This window comes from Streptomyces sp. NPDC047061 (assembly GCF_040643955.1).
Lineage (GTDB): Bacteria > Actinomycetota > Actinomycetes > Streptomycetales > Streptomycetaceae > Streptomyces.
Genome location: NZ_JBEYVI010000056.1, coordinates 1 through 19,540 on the forward strand (window position 1 = coordinate 1; position 19,540 = coordinate 19,540).

The window sequence follows — 19,540 nt, forward strand, 5'->3', positions numbered from 1 at the left end:
TCGCGGACGCGGTGGCGGAGAAGTTCGGCGGTGACAGCGTGGCCGAGACCGGGCGCAACGTCCGGTCGTACCTCGACCACCTGGCCATCCGGTGACCGGCACACCGGGTCTCCTGTCGCGCCAACCACCCCTCCGTTCCCTGGATTTAACCCGCGACATCTTGGCGACTCGGCATCTACACGCGTAACTTGGGCCCGCCTCCCCCCACACGCCCGGTTCAAGCGCCGCCCGTCCGCGGCGCGTTGAAGCATCCGACGTCCGAGGAGACCGCCAGCGTGTCCAGACCCGCAGGGAACAGATCCCGTATGCGCCGCGCCGCCTACCCGCTGATTTCCGTGAGCGTGGCGAGCGCCTTCGCGATGACCGCCCTTCCCGCCGCGTACGCCACGCCGTCCGCCACGGCGGTGATCGCCGAGGTGTACGGCGGTGGCGGCAACTCCGGCGCGACCCTGACCCGGGACTTCGTCGAACTCGGCAATGCCGGGTCCGCGGCCTACGACCTGGCGGGCTACAGCGTGCAGTACCTGCCCGGTTCGCCGTCCTCGTCCTCGCAGTGGCAGGTGACCGCGCTCAGCGGCTCGGTGGCGTCCGGCGGCCGCTTCCTGGTGGCCGAGTCGCAGGGCAGCGGCGGTACGACGGCCCTGCCGACCCCGGACGTGACCGGCTCGATCGCGATGAGCGCGACCACCGGCACCGTCGCCCTGGTCTCCGGCACCACCGCGCTGACCTGCAAGACCGCCGCCGACTGCGCAGCCGACAGCCGTGTCGTGGACCTGGTCGGCTACGGCACCGCGGTGGTCCGCGAGGGCAGCGGCCCGGTCACCGGCGCCTCCAACACCGCCTCCGTGGCACGGGCCGACACCCTCGCCGACACGGACGACAACGCGGCGGACCTCACCGCCGGTACCCCTTCCCCGGTCAACTCGGCAGGGCAGACCCCGGGTTCGGGCGACGGGGACGGCGGGGGCGGCGACGACCCGACCCAGCCGGGCACCGTCCGCGTCCACGACATCCAGGGCACCACCCGCAAGTCCCCGCTCGCCGGGCAGACCGTCGCCAAGGTGCCGGGCATCGTCACCGGCGTCCGTACGTCCGGCTCCAAGGGCTACTGGATCCAGGACCCGACACCCGACGCAGACCCGCGCACCAGCGAGGGCGTCTTCGTCTACACCGGCTCGGCCGTCCCGACCGTGGCGGTCGGGGACTCGGTGCTGGTCAGCGGCAAGGTCAGCGAGTACTACCCGAGCAGCACCAGCCAGTCGGTCACCGAGCTCGACAGCCCGACCGCGACCGTGCTCTCCACCGGCAACGCGCTGCCCGCCGCCGTCACCCTGGACGCGGCCTCCGTCCCGGACGCGTACATCCCCACCGCCGACGGCGCGAGCATCGAGTCGCTCGCCCTTGAACCGGCCGTCTACGCCCAGGACTTCTACGAGTCCCTGGAAGGCATGCGGACGACGTTCGCCGACGCCCGCGTGGTCGGCGCGAGCGACGCGTACGGCGAACTCTGGGTGACCGTCAAGCCCGACGAGAACCCGACCCCGCGCGGCGGCACCCTCTACTCCTCCTACGACCAGCCGGGCACCGGCCGCATCGAGGTGATGTCCCTGGACACCACCACGGCGTTCCCCGCGGCGAACGTCGGCGACGAGCTGTCCGGCACCACCACGGGCCCGCTCGACTACTCCACCTACGGCGGCTACAACGTCCAGGCCACCCAGCTCGGCGCCCTGGTCGACAACGGGCTGAAGCGGGAGGTGACCCGCCGGCAGAAGGGCGACGAACTCGCGGTCGCCACCTACAACGTGGAGAACCTGGACGCGCTGGACGACCAGGAGAAGTTCGACCGGCTCGCCGAGGGCGTCGCGGTCAACCTCAACTCGCCCGACGTCGTCGCCCTGGAGGAGATCCAGGACGACAACGGCGCCACCGACGACGGCACCGTCACCGCCGAGGCGACCCTCAAGCGGTTCACCGACGCCATCCGCGCGGCCGGCGGCCCGCGTTACTCCTGGCGCTACATCGCGCCCGAGAACGACCAGGACGGCGGCGAGCCCGGCGGCAACATCCGCCAGGTCTTCCTCTTCAACCCCAAGCGGATCTCCTTCACCGACCGGCCCGGCGGCGACGCCACCACGGGCACCAGTGTCGTCAAGACCCGCAAGGGTGCCCGGCTCACCTACTCCCCGGGCCGGATCGACCCGACCAGCGACGCCTGGGACGACAGCCGCAAGCCGCTGGTCGGCGAGTTTGTCTTCCAGGGCCAGACCGTCTTCGTCGTCGCCAACCACTTCGTGTCCAAGGGCGGCGACCAGCCCCTGCACGGCCGCTACCAGCCGCCGGCCCGCAGCTCGGAGACCCAGCGCGCGGCCCAGGCCACCGAGGTCAACACGTTCGTCAAGTCCCTGCTCGCGGCGGACGAGGACGCCAAGGCCGTGGTGCTCGGCGACCTGAACGACTACGAGTTCTCGCAGACGGTGACCAGCCTGACGGACGGCGGGGTCCTGACCCCGCTGATCACCACCCTGCCGGCCGCCGAGCGCTACACCTACGTGTACGACGGCAACTCGCAGACCCTGGACCACATCCTGACCAGCCCCGCGGTGACCCGCCTCGACTACGACGTGGTGCACATCAACGCCGAGTTCGCCGACCAGGCCAGCGACCACGACCCGCAGATCGTACGGATCGACGTCAGCAAGTGCCGTAGGCACTGACCGGCGTCACCGGAACAGGGGCGTGGGACGGGCGGACTCGCACCGTCCCACGCCGGCGCCGGCTCAGTTCGGGCTCTCGATCACCGAGAAGACCGCGCCCTCCGGGTCGGCCACCGTCGCGACCCGTCCGTGTGCGCTGTCCCGGACCGGCTTCAGCACCTGCCCGCCCAGCTCGGCGACCTCCCGCAGGGCCGCGTCCGCGTCGGCCACCTCGAAGTACGTCAGCCAGTGCGGCCCCCGGCCCCGGGGCAGCGAGAGGCCGACGCCGTGGATGCCGGCCACCGGGCGGCCCCCGACGTGCAGGGTCACGTAGTCGAAGTCGGCGGACACCACCGGCTCCTCCTCGTAACCGAACACCGTCTCGTAGAACTTGGCGACGCTCGACGTCTCGAAGGTGAGCAGCTCGTCCCAGACGGGTGTGCCGGGGACCCCGGTCAGGGCCGTGCCGAGGTGGGCCGATCCCTGCCAGATCCCGAACACCGCGCCCGAGGGGTCGGAGGCGATCGCCATCCGCCCGGCCTCCGCCGCGTCCAGCGGGCCCACGCCCACGGTGCCGCCGCACAGCCGGGCCGTCTCGGCCGTCAGGTCCACGTCGTCCGAGGCGAAGTACGGCGTCCAGGCGATCGGCAGATGCAGGTCCGGCGGCAGCTGCCCGATGCCCGCGACCTCCCGCCCGTCGAGCAGGGCCCGGACATAGGGCCCGAGCTGCTGGGGTCCGGGCTGGAACTCCCAGCCGAACAGCGCCTCGTAGAACTCCTCGGTCGTGGTCAAGCCGTGCACCATCAGACTCACCCAGCAGGGGGTGCCGGGCGCGCGCCGAGCGTGCGTGTCGCCGTTCGGGCCGGCCGCTCCCCGTACCTCGGTCATCGTCACTCTCTCCTCGGCCCCTCGCGGTGGCCGTGTCGCTTCCGCTGTCCGGACCGGTTGTGCCGCAGCCGCGGACACGCCCCGTGCCGATGCTCGCACCCTCCGTGTCGCCGTGCGTCCACGGCCGTGGGGCGGCTTCGCCGCGAGGATGCCTGATCTGCCGTTTCTCGCCCGTTTCCGGTCGATTGCCGTCGGGTGTCCATCAGCTGTACAGCATGTGCCCGATCCCGTACGCCCGGTGATCGAGGCTGTCCGGCCGAGCAGAGTAGTCGTACCTGGACGATGCGGCCACCCCTGGCGTAAGGATGGGGCCATGGAAGCCATCATCACCGCAACCGAACTCGCCGACGGCCTGACCGGGCCGACCCCGCCCGTCCTGCTGGACGTCCGCTGGCAGCTGACCCCGCCCGGCACACCGCCCTTCGACGGCCGCGCGGCCTACGCGGCCGGGCATCTGCCGGGCGCCGTCTACGTGCACCTGGACGGCGAACTCGCCTCCGCACCCGGCGCGAACGGCCGCCATCCGCTGCCCGACCCGGCCGTCTTCGGTGCGGCGATGCGCCGCGCGGGGGTGTCGGCGAGCCGTCCGGTCGTCGTCTACGACGGCGGACAGGGCTGGGCGGCGGCGCGCGCCTGGTGGCTGCTGCGCTGGACGGGTCACCCGGACGTGCGGGTCCTCGACGGCGGGTTGCCGTCCTGGCCGGGCCCTCTTTCGGCTGACGTGACCGAGCCGGCCGAGGGTGACTTCGAACCGGCCTCGGGTGCGGGCCAGTTGCTCGACGCGGACGGGGCGGCGGCGCTGGCCCGCTCGGGTGTGCTGCTCGACGCCCGCGCGGGGGAGCGGTACCGGGGTGACGTGGAGCCGATCGACCGGGTCGGCGGCCACATCCCGGGCGCCGTGTCGGCGCCGACCACCGAGAACGTCGGCCCGGACGGCCGTTTCCTGCCGGCCGCCGAACTCCGCGACCGCTTCAAGGGGCTGGGCGCCACCGAGGCGGCCGAGGTGGGCGTCTACTGCGGCTCGGGCGTCTCCGGTGCCCACGAGGTCCTGGCGCTGGCCGTCGCGGGCATTCCGGCGGCGCTGTACGTCGGTTCGTGGTCGGAGTGGTCAGCCGACCCGTCCCGTCCGGTGGCGGTCGGGCCCGACCCGCAGTAGGGCGGCAACAGGCAGTACGAAGAGGGGGCACGCTCGCGTGCCCCCTCTTCGTACTGCCTGTTCCGGCTTCCTACTCCTGCTTCTTGCGCCGCGTCCCGAAGACGATCTCGTCCCAGCTCGGCACGGCGGCCCGGCGTCCGGGGCGGACCCCGTCGGCCTCGGCCTGGCGGTCGGTGGCGCCGACCAGCCGGTCGCGGTGGCTGCCGACGGAGCGGGGCATGAGGACGTCCGCGTAGGCGGAGCCGGCCGAGGCCGCAGGGGCCGGGGGCTCCTCCGCCGCCGGTTCCGGCGCGGGCTCCTCCGGGACCTCCACGGGGCGCTCCGGCACCACCATGTCGCCCCGGAAGCTCGGCACCGCCTCCAGCAGGCTGGTCAGCGAGTCCCGTTCGCCCGTGCTCTCCTCGACCGGCTCGGACGACTGCGTGGGCAGGCTCGGCCGCTCGCGGTCCCGGTCGCCGGGACGGTCCAGCGGGCGGTCGCGCGGCAGCCGCGCGATGCGCGGCACGAACGGAAAGCTGGGCTCCGGTACGGCGAGGTCGTCGGACTCGCCGATCAGCGAGCGCGCCTCGTCGTCGACCGCCTGGACGAGCCGCCGGGGCGGGTCGTAGGTCCAGCTCGCCGAGTGCGGTTCGCCCGCGACCCGGTAGACGAGCAGGACCTCCCAGGTGCCGTCGTCTCGGCGCCAGGAGTCCCACTGCACGGTGTCCTTCTCGGCACCGCGCAGCACCAGTCGCTCCTGCACGGCCTCGCCGAGCAGTGGACCGGAGTTCTCGCCGGGCCGGCGGACGGGCGTCTTGCGGGCCCGCTCGGCCATGAAGGCGCGCTCGGCCAGTACCGGACCCTCGAAGCGCCGCACCCTGTCCACGGGGATCCCGGCGAGCTGGGCGACCTCTTCCGCGCTCGCGCCCGCCCGTATCCGCGCCTGGATGTCTCGGGGCCGGAGATGGCTCTCGACCTCGATCTCGATCTGGCCGAGCCGGGGCCGGTCGCCGCGTACGGCGGCACGGAGCCGTTCGTCGATCGGAAGGGTGTACTCCGTAGAGTCGGCAGCCTTGAGCACCAGCCGTGTGCCGTCATTGGAGACGGCCACGACACGCAGTTCGGGCATGGGGACCTCCCGGGTGGTGCCTGCCGACGTCACGTGCGTCGCTGCTTCCGCTAGTCGAGTGTGGCCTGCCCGGGTGCAGCCTGCCACAACCTTGCCGAGTTGCCCGGCGTGTCGGGCGTGAGCCCTGGGTCGCCGTTATGGCACGGTTACCTGTTCGCAACGCTAAGTGACCAAAGCTGTCACCCTGTGCAACTAGCCCCCTCCCGGCGGTCCTGCAAGGCCTCGGACACCCCGGCGGGAGACCGGACCCAGGGCTCGCAACAGTACTCCATTCGGGCCACGTGCGTGGATTGGCGCGCCGCCCAACTTCTGGCAACAACCGCTCCTCGGCCGTTGTTTGCCCATCTCGGGCGATCTTGAACGTGGCGTACTTCACGCAATCTTCGGAAACGGAACCAATTGTTTCGTCCGTACGTCCCTTTCCTGCGCGGTCGGTCGAACAAGTGCGGGAAAGGCGGGCGGGGTTGGGAATGCGCGAAAGGCCCGGTTCTGATGACCGGGCCGGTGCGGGGAGAGCGCGAAGGGGAGTTCGGAGCCGGGCGGCTCCCCGGCTACTGCCCCAGAACCCTTCGCAAGTAGTCGTTCTGGAACAGACGGTCGGGGTCGAGCCGGTCCCGCAGCGCCGTGAACTCGCCGAAGCGCGGGTAGACCCCGGCGAAGTAGCCGGCGTCCCGGGTGTGCACCTTGCCCCAGTGCGGGCGGCCCTCGTGCGCGGTGAAGATGCGCTCGGCGGCGGTGAAGTACGCCTGGTAGGGCGTGCCCCGGAACATGTGCACGGCGATGTAGGCGCTGTCCCGGGCGGACGCGGTGGACAGGGCGATGTCGTCGGCGGGCGCGGTGCGGACCTCGACCGGGTAACTGATCCTGAGGTCCGACCGGTCGACCATGGCCTTCAGTTCGCGCAGGGTGTCCACCAGGGCTTCGCGCGGGACGGCGTACTCCATCTCGACGAACCGCACCCGGCGGGGCGAGGTGAAGACCTTGTAAGGGATGTCGGTGAAGGTCCGGGCGGACCAGGCGCGGGTGGAGATCCGCGCGATGGACGGAATGGTCGCGGGCACCGCGCGGCCGAGCATGTTCACCGCCTGCCAGAGGCCGTTGGCGACGAACTCGTCGTCGAACCAGCCGGCCAGCTGCCCCACCGGCTGGGGCGGGCCCGCGCTGCGGTTGTTGCGCTTGGTGTTCGTCGACGCGGTGTGCGGGAACCAGTAGAACTCGAAGTGCTCGTTCTCCGTGCTGTGTTGGTCGAACTCGGCCAGCACCCGGTCGAAGGCCATCGGTTCCTCGCGGGCCGTGAGGAGGAAGACCGGTTCCACCGCGAACGTGATCGCCGTGACGATGCCCAGCGCGCCGAGTCCGACCCGCGCGGCCGCGAACACCTCCGGGTTCTCCTTCTCCGAGCAGGTGAGCACCGAACCGTCGGCGGTGACCAGTTCGAGTTCCCTGATCTGCGCGGCGAGCGAGGCCGACTCGCGGCCGGTGCCGTGGGTGCCGGTGCTGGTGGCCCCGGAGACCGTCTGCTCCATGATGTCGCCCATGTTGGTCAGCGAGAGTCCCTCGCGGGCCAGGGCCACATTGAGTCTCTTGAGCGGCGTACCGGCCTCGACCGTGACGGTCATGGCCTTGCGGTCGATGTTGCGGATGCCCGTCAACAGGTGAGGGCGGACCGAGAGTCCGTCGGTCGCGGCGATCGCGGTGAAGGAGTGGCCGCTGCCGACCGCCTTGACCTTCAGGCCGTCCTCCGCCGCCTGTCGTACGGCCGCCGCCAGCTCGTCCACGGAGGCGGGCGTCACCTCCCGCGCGGGGCGGACGGTGACATTCCCTCCCCAGTTACGCCACGTGCCGCTCTTCCCGCTCGCTGTACTGCTCAACGGTGCCTCCCCGACCCGTGACCGGCCTGCTGAGCCGGCGGTACCCGAGGAAACCGACCGCGACCGCGACGGCTCCGGACGCGGCCGGAACCCCGTACCCGGCACGGGCGCCGGCCGCGTCGATCACCCAGCCGGCGACCGAGGAGCCGAGCGCCACCCCGACCGCGAGGCCGGTGCTCACCCAGGTCATGCCCTCGGTGAGTTTCGCGCGAGGTACGTGCTTTTCGATGAGGGACATCGTCGTGATCATCGTCGGTGCGATGGACAGGCCCGCAACGAACAGCGCCACGGCCAGAAGCGGCAAGTTTCCGACCAGTAGGAGGGGGATCATACTCACGGCCATCGCGCATATGCCCAGCAGCCACCGGCGTTCCGGCTTCCCCCCGAACCGCATGAGCCCGAAGACCGCCCCGGCCACGCAGGAACCCGCCGCGTACAGCGCCAGGACGATGCTGGACGCGGCCTTGTGGCCGCGTTCGTCGGCGAAGGCGACGGTCACCACGTCGACCGCCCCGAAGATGGCTCCGGTGGCCACGAAGGTCGCCACCAGCACCTGGAGACCGGGCGCGCGCAGCGCCGAACCGCCGCCGTGGCGGTCATGCGGGTGCGGTTCGGGCTCGGTGGCCCGCTGGGCGGTCAGCCAGAAGACGCCGGCGGCGAGGAAGCCGGCGGCCAGCAGCGGGCCCGCCTCCGGGAACCAGGTCGTGGACAGGCCGATGGAGAGGATCGGCCCGAAGATGAAGCACACCTCGTCGACGACGGACTCGAACGAGTAGGCGGTGTGCAGCTGCGGGGTGCCCCGGTAGAGGGCGGCCCAGCGGGCCCGGATCATCGCGCCCAGGCTCGGCACCGCGCCGATCCCGGCGGCGCACACGAACAGCACCCAGTCCGGCCACCCGTAGTGCGCGGCGAACAGCAGTCCGGCCGCGGCCACCAGCGCGAGCAGGGTCGCGGGGCGCAGGACGCGGCGCTGGCCGTGCCGGTCGACCAGCCGGGACACCTGCGGCCCGATCGCGGCGGCGGACAGTGCCATGGTGGCCGACAGGGCGCCCGCGAGCCCGTACCGGCCGCTGAGCTGGGAGATCATCGTGACCACGCCGATGCCCATCATGGACAGCGGCATCCGGCCGACGAAGCCCGCGGCGGAGAAGCCCTTGCTGCCGGGGGCGGCGAACAGGGCGCGATAGGGGCTGGGCACGGGGGTCTCCGACAGATGTACGAGGTAAGGCGTGATTGCGGCTGATACAGCTTACGAGTGAGGCGGCTGTTCTGCACCCGCCGGGTACCGGGGATAAACCTCCCGAATCCGACTCTTCATGCTCCTGTTTCCGGGCCGTCAGTGCCGGGTGGCAGGATCGGCTCATGTCAGACGCGCTCGATGCCACCCCCTACGACGCCCTGCTCCTGCTCTCCTTCGGCGGCCCGGAAGGCCCGGACGACGTGGTCCCGTTCCTGGAGAACGTGACGCGCGGGCGCGGTATCCCGAAGGAACGTCTCAAGGAAGTCGGGCAGCACTACTTCCTGTTCGGCGGGGTCAGCCCGATCAACGACCAGAACCGCGCCCTGCTGGACGCCCTGCGCAAGGACTTCGCCGAGCACGGCCTGGACCTGCCGGTCTACTGGGGCAACCGCAACTGGGCGCCGTACCTGACGGACACCCTGCGCGAGATGGTGGCCGACGGCCGCCGCCGCATCCTGGTGCTCGCCACCAGCGCCTACGCCTCCTACTCGGGCTGCCGCCAGTACCGCGAGAACCTCGCCGACTCGCTGGCCGCGCTGGCGGCCGAGGGCCTCGAACTCCCCAAGATCGACAAGCTGCGGCACTACTTCAACCACCCCGGCTTCCTCGACCCGATGACCGACGGGGTCCTCGCGTCCCTCGCCGACCTCCCCGAGGACGTCCGCGCGGGCGCCCACATCGCGTTCACGACCCACTCCATCCCGACCGCGTCCGCCGACACCTCCGGCCCGGTCGGGACGCACGGCGAGGGCGGCGCGTACGTCGAGGAGCACCTGGACGTGGCCGAGCTGATCGCCACCGCGGTCCGCGAGCGCACCGGCATCGACCACCCCTGGCGGCTCGTCTACCAGTCCCGCTCCGGCGCCCCGCAGATCCCGTGGCTGGAGCCGGACATCTGCGACCACCTGGAGGCGCTGCACGGCGCCGGGGTCCCGGCCGTCGTCATGGCCCCCGTCGGCTTCGTCTCCGACCACATGGAGGTCCTCTACGACCTCGACACGGAGGCCACGGCCAAGGCCGAGGAGCTGGGTCTGCCGGTCCGCCGGTCCGCGACCGTCGGGGACGACCCGCGGTTCGCCGCCGCGATCCGCGAGCTGGTCCTGGAGCGCGCCGCCGTGGAGAGCGGGCGGCAGGCCACGCCGTGTGCCCTGGGCACGCTCGGCGCGAGCCACAACCTCTGCCCGGTCGGCTGCTGCCCGGCCCGCGCGCTCCGCCCCGCCGCGGCCGGCGCCGACAGCCCCTACGCGTGAGGAGTCCCGTGACCGACGCCCTGCACACCGACCTCCTGAAGCTCGCCCGGGAGGCGGCCGCCCGCGCGGGCGAGCTGCTGCGGGACGGCCGCCCGGCCGACCTCTCCGTGGCCCGGACCAAGTCCAGTCCGATCGACGTCGTGACCGAGATGGACATCGCGGCGGAGAAACTGATCACCGACCTGATCGCCGGGCACCGTCCCGACGACGGCTTCCTCGGCGAGGAGGGCGCGTCCACGCAGGGCACGAGCGGCGTGCGCTGGGTGATCGACCCGCTCGACGGCACCGTCAACTACCTGTACGGGCTGCCGACCTGGGCGGTCTCCATCGCCGCCGAACAGGACGGTGAGACCGTGGTCGGCGTCGTGGCGGCCCCGATGCGCGGCGAGACCTACCACGCGGTACGCGGCGGCGGGGCCCGGGCGACCGGGGCGTGGGAGGGCGAGCGGGAGCTGCGCTGCCGTCCGGCGCCGCCGCTGGACCAGGCCCTGGTGTCGACCGGCTTCAACTACGTCACCGAGGTCCGCACCCACCAGGCCGAGGTCGCGGCCCGGCTGATCCCGCTGCTCCGCGACATCCGGCGCAGCGGTTCCGCGGCGATCGACCTCTGCGACGTGGCGTGCGGCCGGCTGGACGGCTACTTCGAGCGCGGGCTGAACGCGTGGGACTGGGGAGCGGGGGACCTGATCGCCCGCGAGGCCGGCGCCCGCACCGGTGGACGCCCCGGAGAGCCCCTGTCCCGCGATCTGACGGTCGCCGGCACCCCGGGCGTCTTCGAGCCCCTCCAGCGCCTCCTGGAGGACTTCGGAGCCTGGCACGACTGAGGACGCCCGAGGAACGCCGCCCGCGCAGGCCGAGGTCGCTTCGGCACCGCCGGAGACCGCCGCGACGGCCGGGCGCCGTGGCGGCGGGAAATGAAGATGATGACGGGTGTCGGCGAGCCGGTCTCGCGAAAGAGATCCCTTGTCCTGCCGGTCGGCAGGAATCGAACGCCGTCGCGGTGGGAATGGATCAGGTACGAGCAGGGCCCCGGCGCTGGATTCGCCGGGGCCCTGTTCTCGTGGTGTCCTGCTGCGGGACTGTCAGACGCTGGTCGCGCCGACTTCCACACCGTGTTCGGCTGCGAGGCGGCGCAGGTCGTCGAGCTCGGCCTGTTCCACTTCGACGAGGAAGTCGTCACCCTCGTCACGAGCCCTCGTGATGTCGGACTCGGTCGCCTTTATGCGCTGCAGAAGTCCTGCGGTGAATGCGTCCATGCTGCGCCCCCTCGTCCTGGGTCGTGGGTCGGTGGCACGGGGGTGTGCCGTTCAGAAGGGGCGATCACGTCTCTTGCGGGTGCCCAGCGCTGCCCAGCCGGGCGGCGACGGTGCCGGACACCCCCATCGTCCACTCTGCTGTAGCGGCGGTGTACGTACCGCATGGTGCTGCGGCACATGCAGAGCGTGATCGCGGGGTGTACATGCCGTCCTCCCCCCGCTCCCCTCCGTGGAAACCTCAACCGCAGGAGAAAATCTCGCATTCCCGCCCGGCGGCCTCCGATCCGACTGCCGGGGTCCCTGTCTTACTGCCGACTTATGGCCGAAAAGGGCAGGATGGAGGTCACACCCCACGGAGAACCCTGCCCGCGTGCGCCGGTGCGCGCTACGCGAGTGGACAGAGGAAGGACAAGCGACGTGCGCGTACTCGTCGTCGAGGACGAGCAACTGCTCGCCGATGCGGTGGCCACCGGACTGCGCCGGGAGGCCATGGCCGTCGACGTCGTGTACGACGGTGCGGCCGCCCTGGAGCGCATCGGCGTCAACGACTACGACGTGGTCGTCCTCGACCGCGACCTCCCCCTGGTGCACGGCGACGACGTCTGCCGCAAGATCGTCGAGCTCGGCATGCCCACCCGCGTGCTGATGCTGACCGCTTCCGGTGACGTCAGCGACCGCGTCGAGGGCCTGGAGATCGGTGCCGACGACTACCTCCCCAAGCCCTTCGCCTTCAGTGAGCTCATCGCGCGCGTGCGCGCCCTCGGCCGCCGTACCAGCGTGCCGCTGCCGCCCGTCCTGGAGCGCGCCGGCATCAAGCTCGACCCGAACCGCCGCGAGGTCTTCCGCGACGGCAAGGAGGTCCAGCTCGCGCCGAAGGAGTTCGCCGTCCTGGAGGTGCTGATGCGCAGCGAGGGCGCGGTGGTCAGCGCCGAGCAGCTCCTGGAGAAGGCCTGGGACGAGAACACGGACCCCTTCACCAACGTCGTGCGCGTGACCGTGATGACCCTGCGCCGCAAGCTCGGTGAGCCCCCGGTGATCGTCACCGTCCCCGGCTCGGGATACCGGATCTGATGACCGTGGCCACGACTCCCGCGCCCCCGCAGGCGCCCCCCAAGCCCACCTGGGACCCCAGAAGGCCGCAGCCGGTCCTGCCGTGGCTGCGCCCGACCATCCGGATACGGCTCACCCTGCTGTACGGCGGCATGTTCCTGATCGCCGGCATCCTGCTGCTGTCGATCATCTACCTGCTGGCCGCGCAGGCGATCAGCACCGGAAACCAGCCGTTCTTCAAGATCGTCAGCGGCTCCGACATCAAGGTCTCCAGCGACAAGTGCGCGGCGATCACCGGCATGCCCAACGTGCCGATCACGGACTTCAACTCCGCGATCGCCCAGTGCGTGGACCACCAGCGCCAGGCGGCCCTGGACGACCTGCTGAGCCGCTCGCTGCTGGCCCTGCTGGGCCTGGCCGTGATCGCCTTCGCGTTCGGCTACGCGATGGCCGGCCGGGTGCTGTCCCCGCTCGGCCGGATCACCCGCACCGCCCGCGCGGTGGCCGGCTCGGACCTGTCCCGCCGGATCGAGCTGGACGGCCCGGACGACGAGCTCAAGGAGCTCGCGGACACCTTCGACGACATGCTGGAACGGCTGCAGCGGGCCTTCACCGCCCAGCAGCGCTTCGTCGGCAACGCCTCCCACGAGCTGCGCACGCCCCTGGCGATCAACCGCACACTCCTGGAGGTGCACCTCTCGGACCCGGGCGCGCCCATGGAGCTGCAGCAGCTCGGCAAGACCCTGCTGGCCACCAACGAGCGCAGCGAGCAGCTCGTGGAGGGCCTGCTGCTGCTCGCCCGCAGCGACAACCAGATCGTCGAGCGCAAGCCGGTCGACCTGGCCGAGGTGGCCTCCCAGGCCGTCGACCAGGTGCACGCCGAGGCGGAGGCCAAGGGTGTGACGATCCGGGGCGTGCGGAAGCCGGCGGTGGTGCAGGGCAACGGCGTGCTGCTGGAGCGGGTCGCCCTGAACCTGCTGCAGAACGCGGTGCGCTACAACGTGCCCGAGGACGGCTGGGTCGAGGTCGACACGGAGATCCAGCACGGGCAGGCGGTGCTGTCCGTCTCGAACACCGGGCCGGTGGTGCCGGCGTACGAGATCGACAACCTGTTCGAGCCCTTCAGGCGGCTCCGTACCGAGCGCACGGGCAGCGACAAGGGCGTCGGCCTCGGCCTGTCCATCGTGCGGTCGGTGGCCCGGGCGCACGGCGGGTACGTCGCGGCCCAGCCTCGCGAGGGCGGCGGTCTCGTGATGCGGGTCACGCTGCCGGTCTGACGCCGTTACAAGATCGCGACACACGCGGGGGGTGTTCGCTTTGCGCTGAATTTTCCAGCGGCGCGGCACATTCCCCCGTGTGTGATCGATCACAAGGGCGGATTTCCGGCCATCTACTCTCTGTGATCATGGCTGGGGGAATAAAGCCGGGAAAATCCCTGTTTTCAGGGGTCTTGATCACGGGAAGTACAGGGTGAGGCGCCTTTGAAGTGCCCCGGCAGGACCGTGTACGGTCCCCATCGCCATTCAACCTGATCACTCTTGAGGGGTCCGGTTGGGTGTCGATTGAGTAACAGACCTTGATGTGAGGCAAAATCTCCGCCTCGGGTCGGGCACAAGTCCGGCCTCTCACGCGTTACGTGCGCTGGAGACACCGCAGACACCCAGAGGGGGAGAGCGACATGGCAACCGATTACGACACTCCACGCAAGACCGACGACGACGTCGACTCGGACAGTCTTGAAGAGCTGAAGGCTCGGCGGAACGACAAGTCCACGTCCTCGGTGGACGTCGACGAGTTCGAGGCCGCCGAAGGCCTGGAGCTGCCCGGCGCGGACCTCTCGAACGAGGAGCTGGCCGTCCGGGTGCTGCCCAAGCAGCAGGACGAGTTCACCTGCATGAGCTGCTTCCTGGTGCACCACCGCAGCCAGCTGGCCCGGGAGAAGAACGGTCAGCCGATCTGCCGCGACTGCGACTGAGGGCGGGTCGGGCATGACTGGCTCGACCCCACCTCGGAAGCGCCGCTTCCCGCTGCCGGGAGCGGACTCTGGGCCGTCCGACGGCCCACGTGCGCGTGACGACGAGCGGGGCTCACCCGAACCGGGAGCCTCGCTCGAACCGGCGGCCGGCCGGGGTGACCTCCCGGCGCCGGCGGACCGGCCCGCGCCCGTCGCCCGGCGACGGGCCGCGGTCATCCGCGACAAGGCCGTGGACATGGCCCGGGAAGGCGCCCGTAAGGGCGGCAGCCGCGCTAAAGCGGGGCTGGCGTACCTCGCGGACCGGATCATCGAGATCGCCCCGCGTGTCCCCGTACGTGACCTCGCGACCCTGCGCCGGCAGTTCCCGGGTCTCGGGCCCGAGCAGCTCGCCGACAAACTGGTGGCGGGCGCGGCGGGCGCGACCTCGGCGGTCGGGGCCGGTGTCGGGGCGGCCGCGATGCTGCCGGTGCCGCCGGCCATGCCGACCGAGCTGGCCGCCGAGATCACCGGGGTCGCGGCGATCGAGCTGAAGCTGATCGCCGAGCTCCACGAGGTGTACGGCGTGCGGCCGCCGGGGAACCTGAAGGCCCGCAGCACCGCCTATCTGTCCTCCTGGTCGGGGGAGCGCGGGATCGACGTGATGAAGCCGTCGACGATCAACACGGCCCTCGGGGGCCAGATGAAGCGCGAGCTGCGTCAGCAGATCATGAAGCGGGTGGTGCGGGACCTGCCCAACCTGATGCCGTTCATGGTGGGTGCCGCGGTGGGAGCGGTCATGAACCGCAGGGACACCAGAAAACTCGCGGCGCGCATCCGGGCGGACCTGAGAAAGATCCAGGTGCCGTGGGAGGAACTGCCGGAGCTACCGCCGCTGGAGAAGCCGGCGGAGCCGCTGCCGATCGCCGAGCTGCCGGAGGACTTCGGGGGCTGACGGCCGTGCCGGGGACGCGGGAGACTCGGCACCGTCGGACCGCGCCGCCGTGAGCGCTCTGCCGGGAGCGCCGCGTTGTGCCGTCTGCCGCGCCGTCGTGGCTGGTCGCGCAGTTCCCCGCGCCCCTGCGGGGCGCTGTCGAGATCGGCGGATCGCGGCACCCCCAGCGGCGCGTCTACGCCTTCGTGGTGGTCTTCGCCGCCTCGATCGCCGCCGCCAGGGCCTCCGGCTCGCGGGTCGACAGGTACAGGTACGGCGTCGGGTCCTCCGGGTCCGTGACCTCCACGCGCAGGGCCCTCGGGATGTAGGAGCGCAGCAGGAGGAAGGCGCGGACGTCGGCCTTGTAGGTGCGCCAGGCGCGCGCCTCGTCCGGGTCCAGGACCTCCGACGAGCCCAGCGCGGACACCGGGATCCGCGCCTCGCCCGCGATCAGCGAGTCGCCGACGACCCGGATGCGCGGGGAGCCGTACGAGCTGGCCACCACAGCCGCCGCCGCGGTGCCGCCGACCAGGCCGCCCAGCATCGGCAGGGTGCCGAACGGCAGCAGGACCAGGGCGAACGAGACGCCGATCAGGAAGCTGAGGAACCACCAGGACCGGGGGGCGGTCAGGCGTTCTTCGTACGGGGTCGCGGAGAGCTGCATGGAGCCAAGCTTGGCACGGTGTCCGGATTCACTGGACGCGCGGGTAAGGTCTGCGCCTGTGAGTGGTAGTTCCGCAGCTCTTCAGCCTCCCGCCAGTGCCCGGAAACCGGAGCGGCACCCCGACGCGCCCGCGCCCGGTGAGCTCATCGGTGCACACTACGAACACTGTTTCGGGTGTGGTCACGGGCAGTCCCACGGGCTGCACCTGGAGGCACGGGCCGGCGAGAGCGTCTCCCTCACCGCCGAGTTCACCGTGCGCCCCGCCCACCAGGGCGCCCCGGGCCTCGCGCACGGCGGCGTGCTCGCCACCGCCCTGGACGAGACGCTCGGCTCGCTCAACTGGCTGCTGCGGAAGATCGCGGTGACCGGACGGCTGGAGACCGACTTCGTGCGGCCCGTACCCGTCGGCACCACCCTCCACCTGGCGGCCGAGGTGGTCGCCGTGGCCGGCCGGAAGATCTACTCGACCGCCACCGGACGCATGGACGGCCCCACGGGGCCCGTCGCCGTCCGTGCCGAGGCCCTCTTCATCGAGGTCCCGGTCGAGCACTTCGTCGACAACGGCCGCCAGGAAGAGATCCAGGCCGCCATGAAGGACCCCGACCAGGCCCGGCGCGCCCGCGCCTTCGAGGTGAATCCGTGAACTCCGCAAGTCCAGCGACCCCGGCCCGCTCGGCGAGCCCGCTCGGCGTCCTCGTGCGCCGCGTCGACCCCGACGTACCGCTTCCGGCGTACGAGCACCCCGGTGATGCCGGGGCCGATCTGCGCACCACGGCGGCGTGCGAGCTGAAGCCGGGGGAACGGGCCGTGCTGCCCACGGGAGTGTCGATCGCCCTCCCGGAGGGGTACGCGGCCTTCGTGCACCCCCGCTCGGGGCTCGCCGCCCGATGCGGTGTGGCCCTCGTGAATGCCCCGGGGACGATTGATGCCGGGTACCGTGGGGAGATCAAGGTGATCGTGGTGAATCTCGACCCGCGCGAGGTGGTGCGGTTCGAGCGCTTCGACCGGATCGCCCAACTGGTCGTCCAGCAGGTCGAGAGGGTCCGCTTCCAGGAGGTGGCGGAACTTCCCGGCTCGGCGCGGGCCGAGGGGGGCTTCGGGTCCACCGGCGGTCATGCCGCGGTGGGCGACGTGAGCGGCACAAGCGGTCAGGCCGCCGAGGGCGGTCGGACGGGTGGGAATCGATACGCTTCGGTCGTATCCGACCGGGAAGGACAGTGACGTGTTCGGACGTCGCAAGAAGAAGGGTGCCGCCGAGGACGCGGCCGGCGAGGCCGAGCAGGTCGTCGACAGCGTCGACACCGAGGCGGACGAGGAAGAGGGCGAGCGCGAGCGCGTTCGTCTGGACCCGGAGCCCCGGCCCGACGGGCCGTGGGACGACACCGAGGTGCGCGAGCCCGGCGAGGGCCGGGTGGACCTGGGCGGTCTGTTCGTGCCCGGCGTGGACGGCATGGAGCTCCGGGTCGAGGTCGCGGGCGACGCGATCGTCGCGGCGACCGTCGTGCTCCGCGACAGCGCCGTCCAGCTGCAGGCCTTCGCCGCGCCCAAGCGCGAGGGCATCTGGGGCGAGGTCCGCGAGGAGATCGCGACCGGCATCACCCAGCAGGGCGGCATCGTCGACGAGGTCGAGGGGCCGCTGGGCTGGGAGCTGCGCGCCCAGGTGCCGGTGCAGCTGCCGGACGGCACGGGCGGCTTCCAGGTCGTGCGGTTCGTCGGCGTGGACGGCCCGCGCTGGTTCCTGCGCGGGGTGATCTCCGGGCAGGGCGCGGTGCAGCCGCAGGCGGCCGGGCTCCTGGAGCAGATCTTCCGGGACACCGTCGTGGTCCGTGGCGAGGGCCCGATGGCGCCCCGCGACCCGATCGTCCTGAAGCTGCCCAACGACGCCCAGATGGTCCCCGAGGGCGTCCAGCAGGAGGAGTCCTCGCGCTTCTCCGGCGGCATGGGCCAGCTCCAGCGCGGACCGGAGATCACCGAGGTCCGGTAGCGGAACAGGCAGGCGACGAGGGCCGTACCCCCACACCGGGGTGCGGCCCTTTCACATGCCCGGATGCTCCGGTGTGAATGACTCCCGCTTACTTCACACCTTGACGGAAGTCTGGTCCGTACCTACGGTCTCGATTCACGCCTACGTTCACAGAGGCGCTCCACGTTCACATACAAGAACGGAGTCGCTGTGCGTCGTATCCCCCTGCTCGCGGCCGCGGGAGCTCTGCTCCTGGGCGTCTTCACGGCCCCCGCCGCCCACTCGGCCCCCAGCACCTTCGTGCACCCCGGGGTCACCGTCTCCAAGGCCCAGCTGGACTTCGCCCGCACCGAGGTGCTGGCCGGCGCCCAGCCCTGGAAAGCGGCCTACGACCAGATGACGGCGAGCAAGTACGCCGACCTGAACCGCACCCCCACACCCTGGGCGACGGTCGAGTGCGGCTCGTACTCGAACCCCAACTACGGCTGCACCGACGAGCGCGAGGACGCGATCGCCGCCTACACCGACGCCCTCGCCTGGTACGTCACCAAGGACGCCCGCTACGCCCAGAAGGCCATCCAGATCATGGACGCCTGGTCGGCCACCATCACCAGCCACACCAACAGCAACGCGCCCCTGCAGACCGGCTGGGCGGGCTCCTCCTGGCCCAAGGCCGCCGAGATCATCAGGTACACCTACACCGGCACCTGGGCGAACGAGGCCCGCTTCGCCACCATGCTGCGCAACGTCTACCTCCCCACCGTCGTCAAGGGCTCCAACTCCAACGGCAACTGGGAGCTGTCGATGATGGAGGCCGCCGTCGGCATCTCCGTCTTCCTGGAGGACAAGACGTCGTACGACACGGCCATGGCGAAGTTCCGCACCCGCGCCGCCTACGTGTACCTGGCCTCCGACGGGTCGGTGCCGAAGACCGTGCCCAGCCAGAACCTCGACACCACCGCCAAGATCGTCTCCTACTGGCAGGGCCAGTCCACCTTCGTCACCGGCCTCACCCAGGAGACCTGCCGGGACTTCACGCACACCGGGTACGGCATCTCCGCGATCTCGCACGTCGCCGAGACCAGCCGGATCCAGGGCGAGGACCTGTACGGCACGGACGTCGGCGAGCGGCTGCGCCAGGCGCTCGGTTTCCAGGCCAAGTACCAGCTGGGCACCGCCGTCCCCAGCTGGCTCTGCGGCGGCTCCCTCAACCTCGGGCTCGGACCCGTGACCGAGGTCGGCTACAACGCCCTCCACAACCGCCTGGGGATCGCCATGACCAACACCCAGACGCTCACCCTGAACAACCGCCCCGCGGGCAGCAACAACCTCTTCGTCGCCTGGGAGACCCTCACCCACGGCGACAACCCCAACTGACGTGCACGGTGATGGGCGCCGGACCCGCGGTACCGGCGCCCATCAGGGTTGCGTCAAAGATGCCCGCTGCCGGGCCCCCTGCCCCGTTCGCCCGGATTGTTGGCCGTAAGGTCGACGCTGCGTAGGCGGCAGTTGC

General features: G+C 71.4%; 18 protein-coding genes. 12 read left to right on the plus strand and 6 right to left on the minus strand.

Translation table 11 applies throughout. The features are described 5' to 3' along the window. The first annotated feature begins 305 nt into the window (after positions 1–305). The gene (locus tag ABZ887_RS45575; RefSeq protein WP_361304649.1) at positions 306–2,717 is read left to right on the plus strand and encodes an endonuclease/exonuclease/phosphatase family protein; all 2,412 of its coding nucleotides are present in this window, start codon (positions 306–308) and stop codon (positions 2,715–2,717) included. Positions 2,718–2,780: 63 nt separating this feature from the next. On the opposite strand, the gene ABZ887_RS45580 is transcribed toward ABZ887_RS45575, so the two are convergent. Then, positions 2,781–3,584 (minus strand): VOC family protein, encoded by an 804-nt coding sequence (locus ABZ887_RS45580; RefSeq protein WP_361304536.1) that lies wholly within the window; start codon positions 3,582–3,584, stop codon positions 2,781–2,783. A gap of 313 nt (positions 3,585–3,897) precedes the next feature. Between ABZ887_RS45580 and ABZ887_RS45585 the strand changes: the two genes are divergently transcribed. Continuing rightward, complete coding sequence (locus ABZ887_RS45585; protein ID WP_361304539.1) at positions 3,898–4,740, plus strand: sulfurtransferase; 843 nt, start codon at positions 3,898–3,900, stop codon at positions 4,738–4,740. A gap of 70 nt (positions 4,741–4,810) precedes the next feature. Here the strand turns inward: ABZ887_RS45585 and sepH are convergent, their stop codons facing one another. The 3 genes from sepH to ABZ887_RS45600 form a co-directional block, all read right to left on the minus strand. Next, on the minus strand, positions 4,811–5,848 hold the full coding sequence (gene sepH / locus ABZ887_RS45590; protein ID WP_361304542.1) for a septation protein SepH: 1,038 nt from the start codon (positions 5,846–5,848) through the stop codon (positions 4,811–4,813). 551 nt (positions 5,849–6,399) lie between these two features. Continuing rightward, on the minus strand, positions 6,400–7,719 hold the full coding sequence (locus ABZ887_RS45595; RefSeq protein ID WP_361304545.1) for a D-arabinono-1,4-lactone oxidase: 1,320 nt from the start codon (positions 7,717–7,719) through the stop codon (positions 6,400–6,402). Then, entirely contained in the window at positions 7,679–8,917 is a 1,239-nt protein-coding gene (locus tag ABZ887_RS45600) for an MFS transporter (protein WP_361304548.1), read from the minus strand. Before ABZ887_RS45600 ends, ABZ887_RS45595 begins: the two co-directional genes overlap by 41 nt. Positions 8,918–9,081: 164 nt before the next feature. On the opposite strand from ABZ887_RS45600, the gene ABZ887_RS45605 reads away from it, so the two are divergent. Both ABZ887_RS45605 and ABZ887_RS45610 read left to right on the plus strand, forming a co-directional pair. After that, the gene (locus tag ABZ887_RS45605; RefSeq protein ID WP_361304551.1) at positions 9,082–10,209 is read left to right on the plus strand and encodes a ferrochelatase; all 1,128 of its coding nucleotides are present in this window, start codon (positions 9,082–9,084) and stop codon (positions 10,207–10,209) included. Between the two features lie 8 nt (positions 10,210–10,217). Then, complete coding sequence (locus ABZ887_RS45610; RefSeq protein WP_361304554.1) at positions 10,218–11,033, plus strand: inositol monophosphatase family protein; 816 nt, start codon at positions 10,218–10,220, stop codon at positions 11,031–11,033. A gap of 258 nt (positions 11,034–11,291) precedes the next feature. Here ABZ887_RS45610 and ABZ887_RS45615 read toward each other — a convergent pair whose 3' ends face one another. Further along, positions 11,292–11,465: a hypothetical protein gene (locus tag ABZ887_RS45615; RefSeq protein WP_167450044.1), complete on the minus strand. Its 174-nt coding sequence runs from the start codon at positions 11,463–11,465 to the stop codon at positions 11,292–11,294. 417 nt (positions 11,466–11,882) lie between these two features. On the opposite strand from ABZ887_RS45615, the gene ABZ887_RS45620 reads away from it, so the two are divergent. From ABZ887_RS45620 to ABZ887_RS45635, 4 genes are all read left to right on the plus strand, one after another. Next, positions 11,883–12,536 (plus strand): response regulator transcription factor, encoded by a 654-nt coding sequence (locus tag ABZ887_RS45620; protein ID WP_003993508.1) that lies wholly within the window; start codon positions 11,883–11,885, stop codon positions 12,534–12,536. A gap of 5 nt (positions 12,537–12,541) precedes the next feature. Continuing rightward, positions 12,542–13,792, plus strand: a complete 1,251-nt coding sequence (locus tag ABZ887_RS45625) for a HAMP domain-containing sensor histidine kinase (protein ID WP_361304652.1) — start codon at positions 12,542–12,544, stop codon at positions 13,790–13,792. Between the two features lie 401 nt (positions 13,793–14,193). Continuing rightward, positions 14,194–14,490: a DUF4193 domain-containing protein gene (locus tag ABZ887_RS45630; RefSeq protein WP_003997302.1), complete on the plus strand. Its 297-nt coding sequence runs from the start codon at positions 14,194–14,196 to the stop codon at positions 14,488–14,490. 13 nt (positions 14,491–14,503) lie between these two features. Continuing rightward, complete coding sequence (locus ABZ887_RS45635; protein ID WP_361304557.1) at positions 14,504–15,421, plus strand: hypothetical protein; 918 nt, start codon at positions 14,504–14,506, stop codon at positions 15,419–15,421. Positions 15,422–15,596: 175 nt separating this feature from the next. Here the strand turns inward: ABZ887_RS45635 and ABZ887_RS45640 are convergent, their stop codons facing one another. Next, on the minus strand, positions 15,597–16,064 hold the full coding sequence (locus ABZ887_RS45640; RefSeq protein WP_361304560.1) for a DUF3093 domain-containing protein: 468 nt from the start codon (positions 16,062–16,064) through the stop codon (positions 15,597–15,599). A 58-nt stretch (positions 16,065–16,122) separates the two neighbouring features. Here ABZ887_RS45640 and ABZ887_RS45645 point away from each other — a divergent pair, with 58 nt between their 5' ends. From ABZ887_RS45645 to ABZ887_RS45660, 4 genes are all read left to right on the plus strand, one after another. After that, the gene (locus ABZ887_RS45645) at positions 16,123–16,707 is read left to right on the plus strand and encodes a PaaI family thioesterase (RefSeq protein WP_361304563.1); all 585 of its coding nucleotides are present in this window, start codon (positions 16,123–16,125) and stop codon (positions 16,705–16,707) included. Beyond that, the gene (dut, locus tag ABZ887_RS45650; protein WP_361304566.1) at positions 16,704–17,285 is read left to right on the plus strand and encodes a dUTP diphosphatase; all 582 of its coding nucleotides are present in this window, start codon (positions 16,704–16,706) and stop codon (positions 17,283–17,285) included. Before ABZ887_RS45645 ends, dut begins: the two co-directional genes overlap by 4 nt. Position 17,286: 1 nt before the next feature. Beyond that, positions 17,287–18,048, plus strand: a complete 762-nt coding sequence (locus ABZ887_RS45655) for a DUF3710 domain-containing protein (protein WP_361304569.1) — start codon at positions 17,287–17,289, stop codon at positions 18,046–18,048. A gap of 189 nt (positions 18,049–18,237) precedes the next feature. Continuing rightward, positions 18,238–19,404 (plus strand): alginate lyase family protein, encoded by a 1,167-nt coding sequence (locus ABZ887_RS45660; protein WP_361304572.1) that lies wholly within the window; start codon positions 18,238–18,240, stop codon positions 19,402–19,404. The last annotated feature ends 136 nt before the right edge of the window (positions 19,405–19,540 follow it).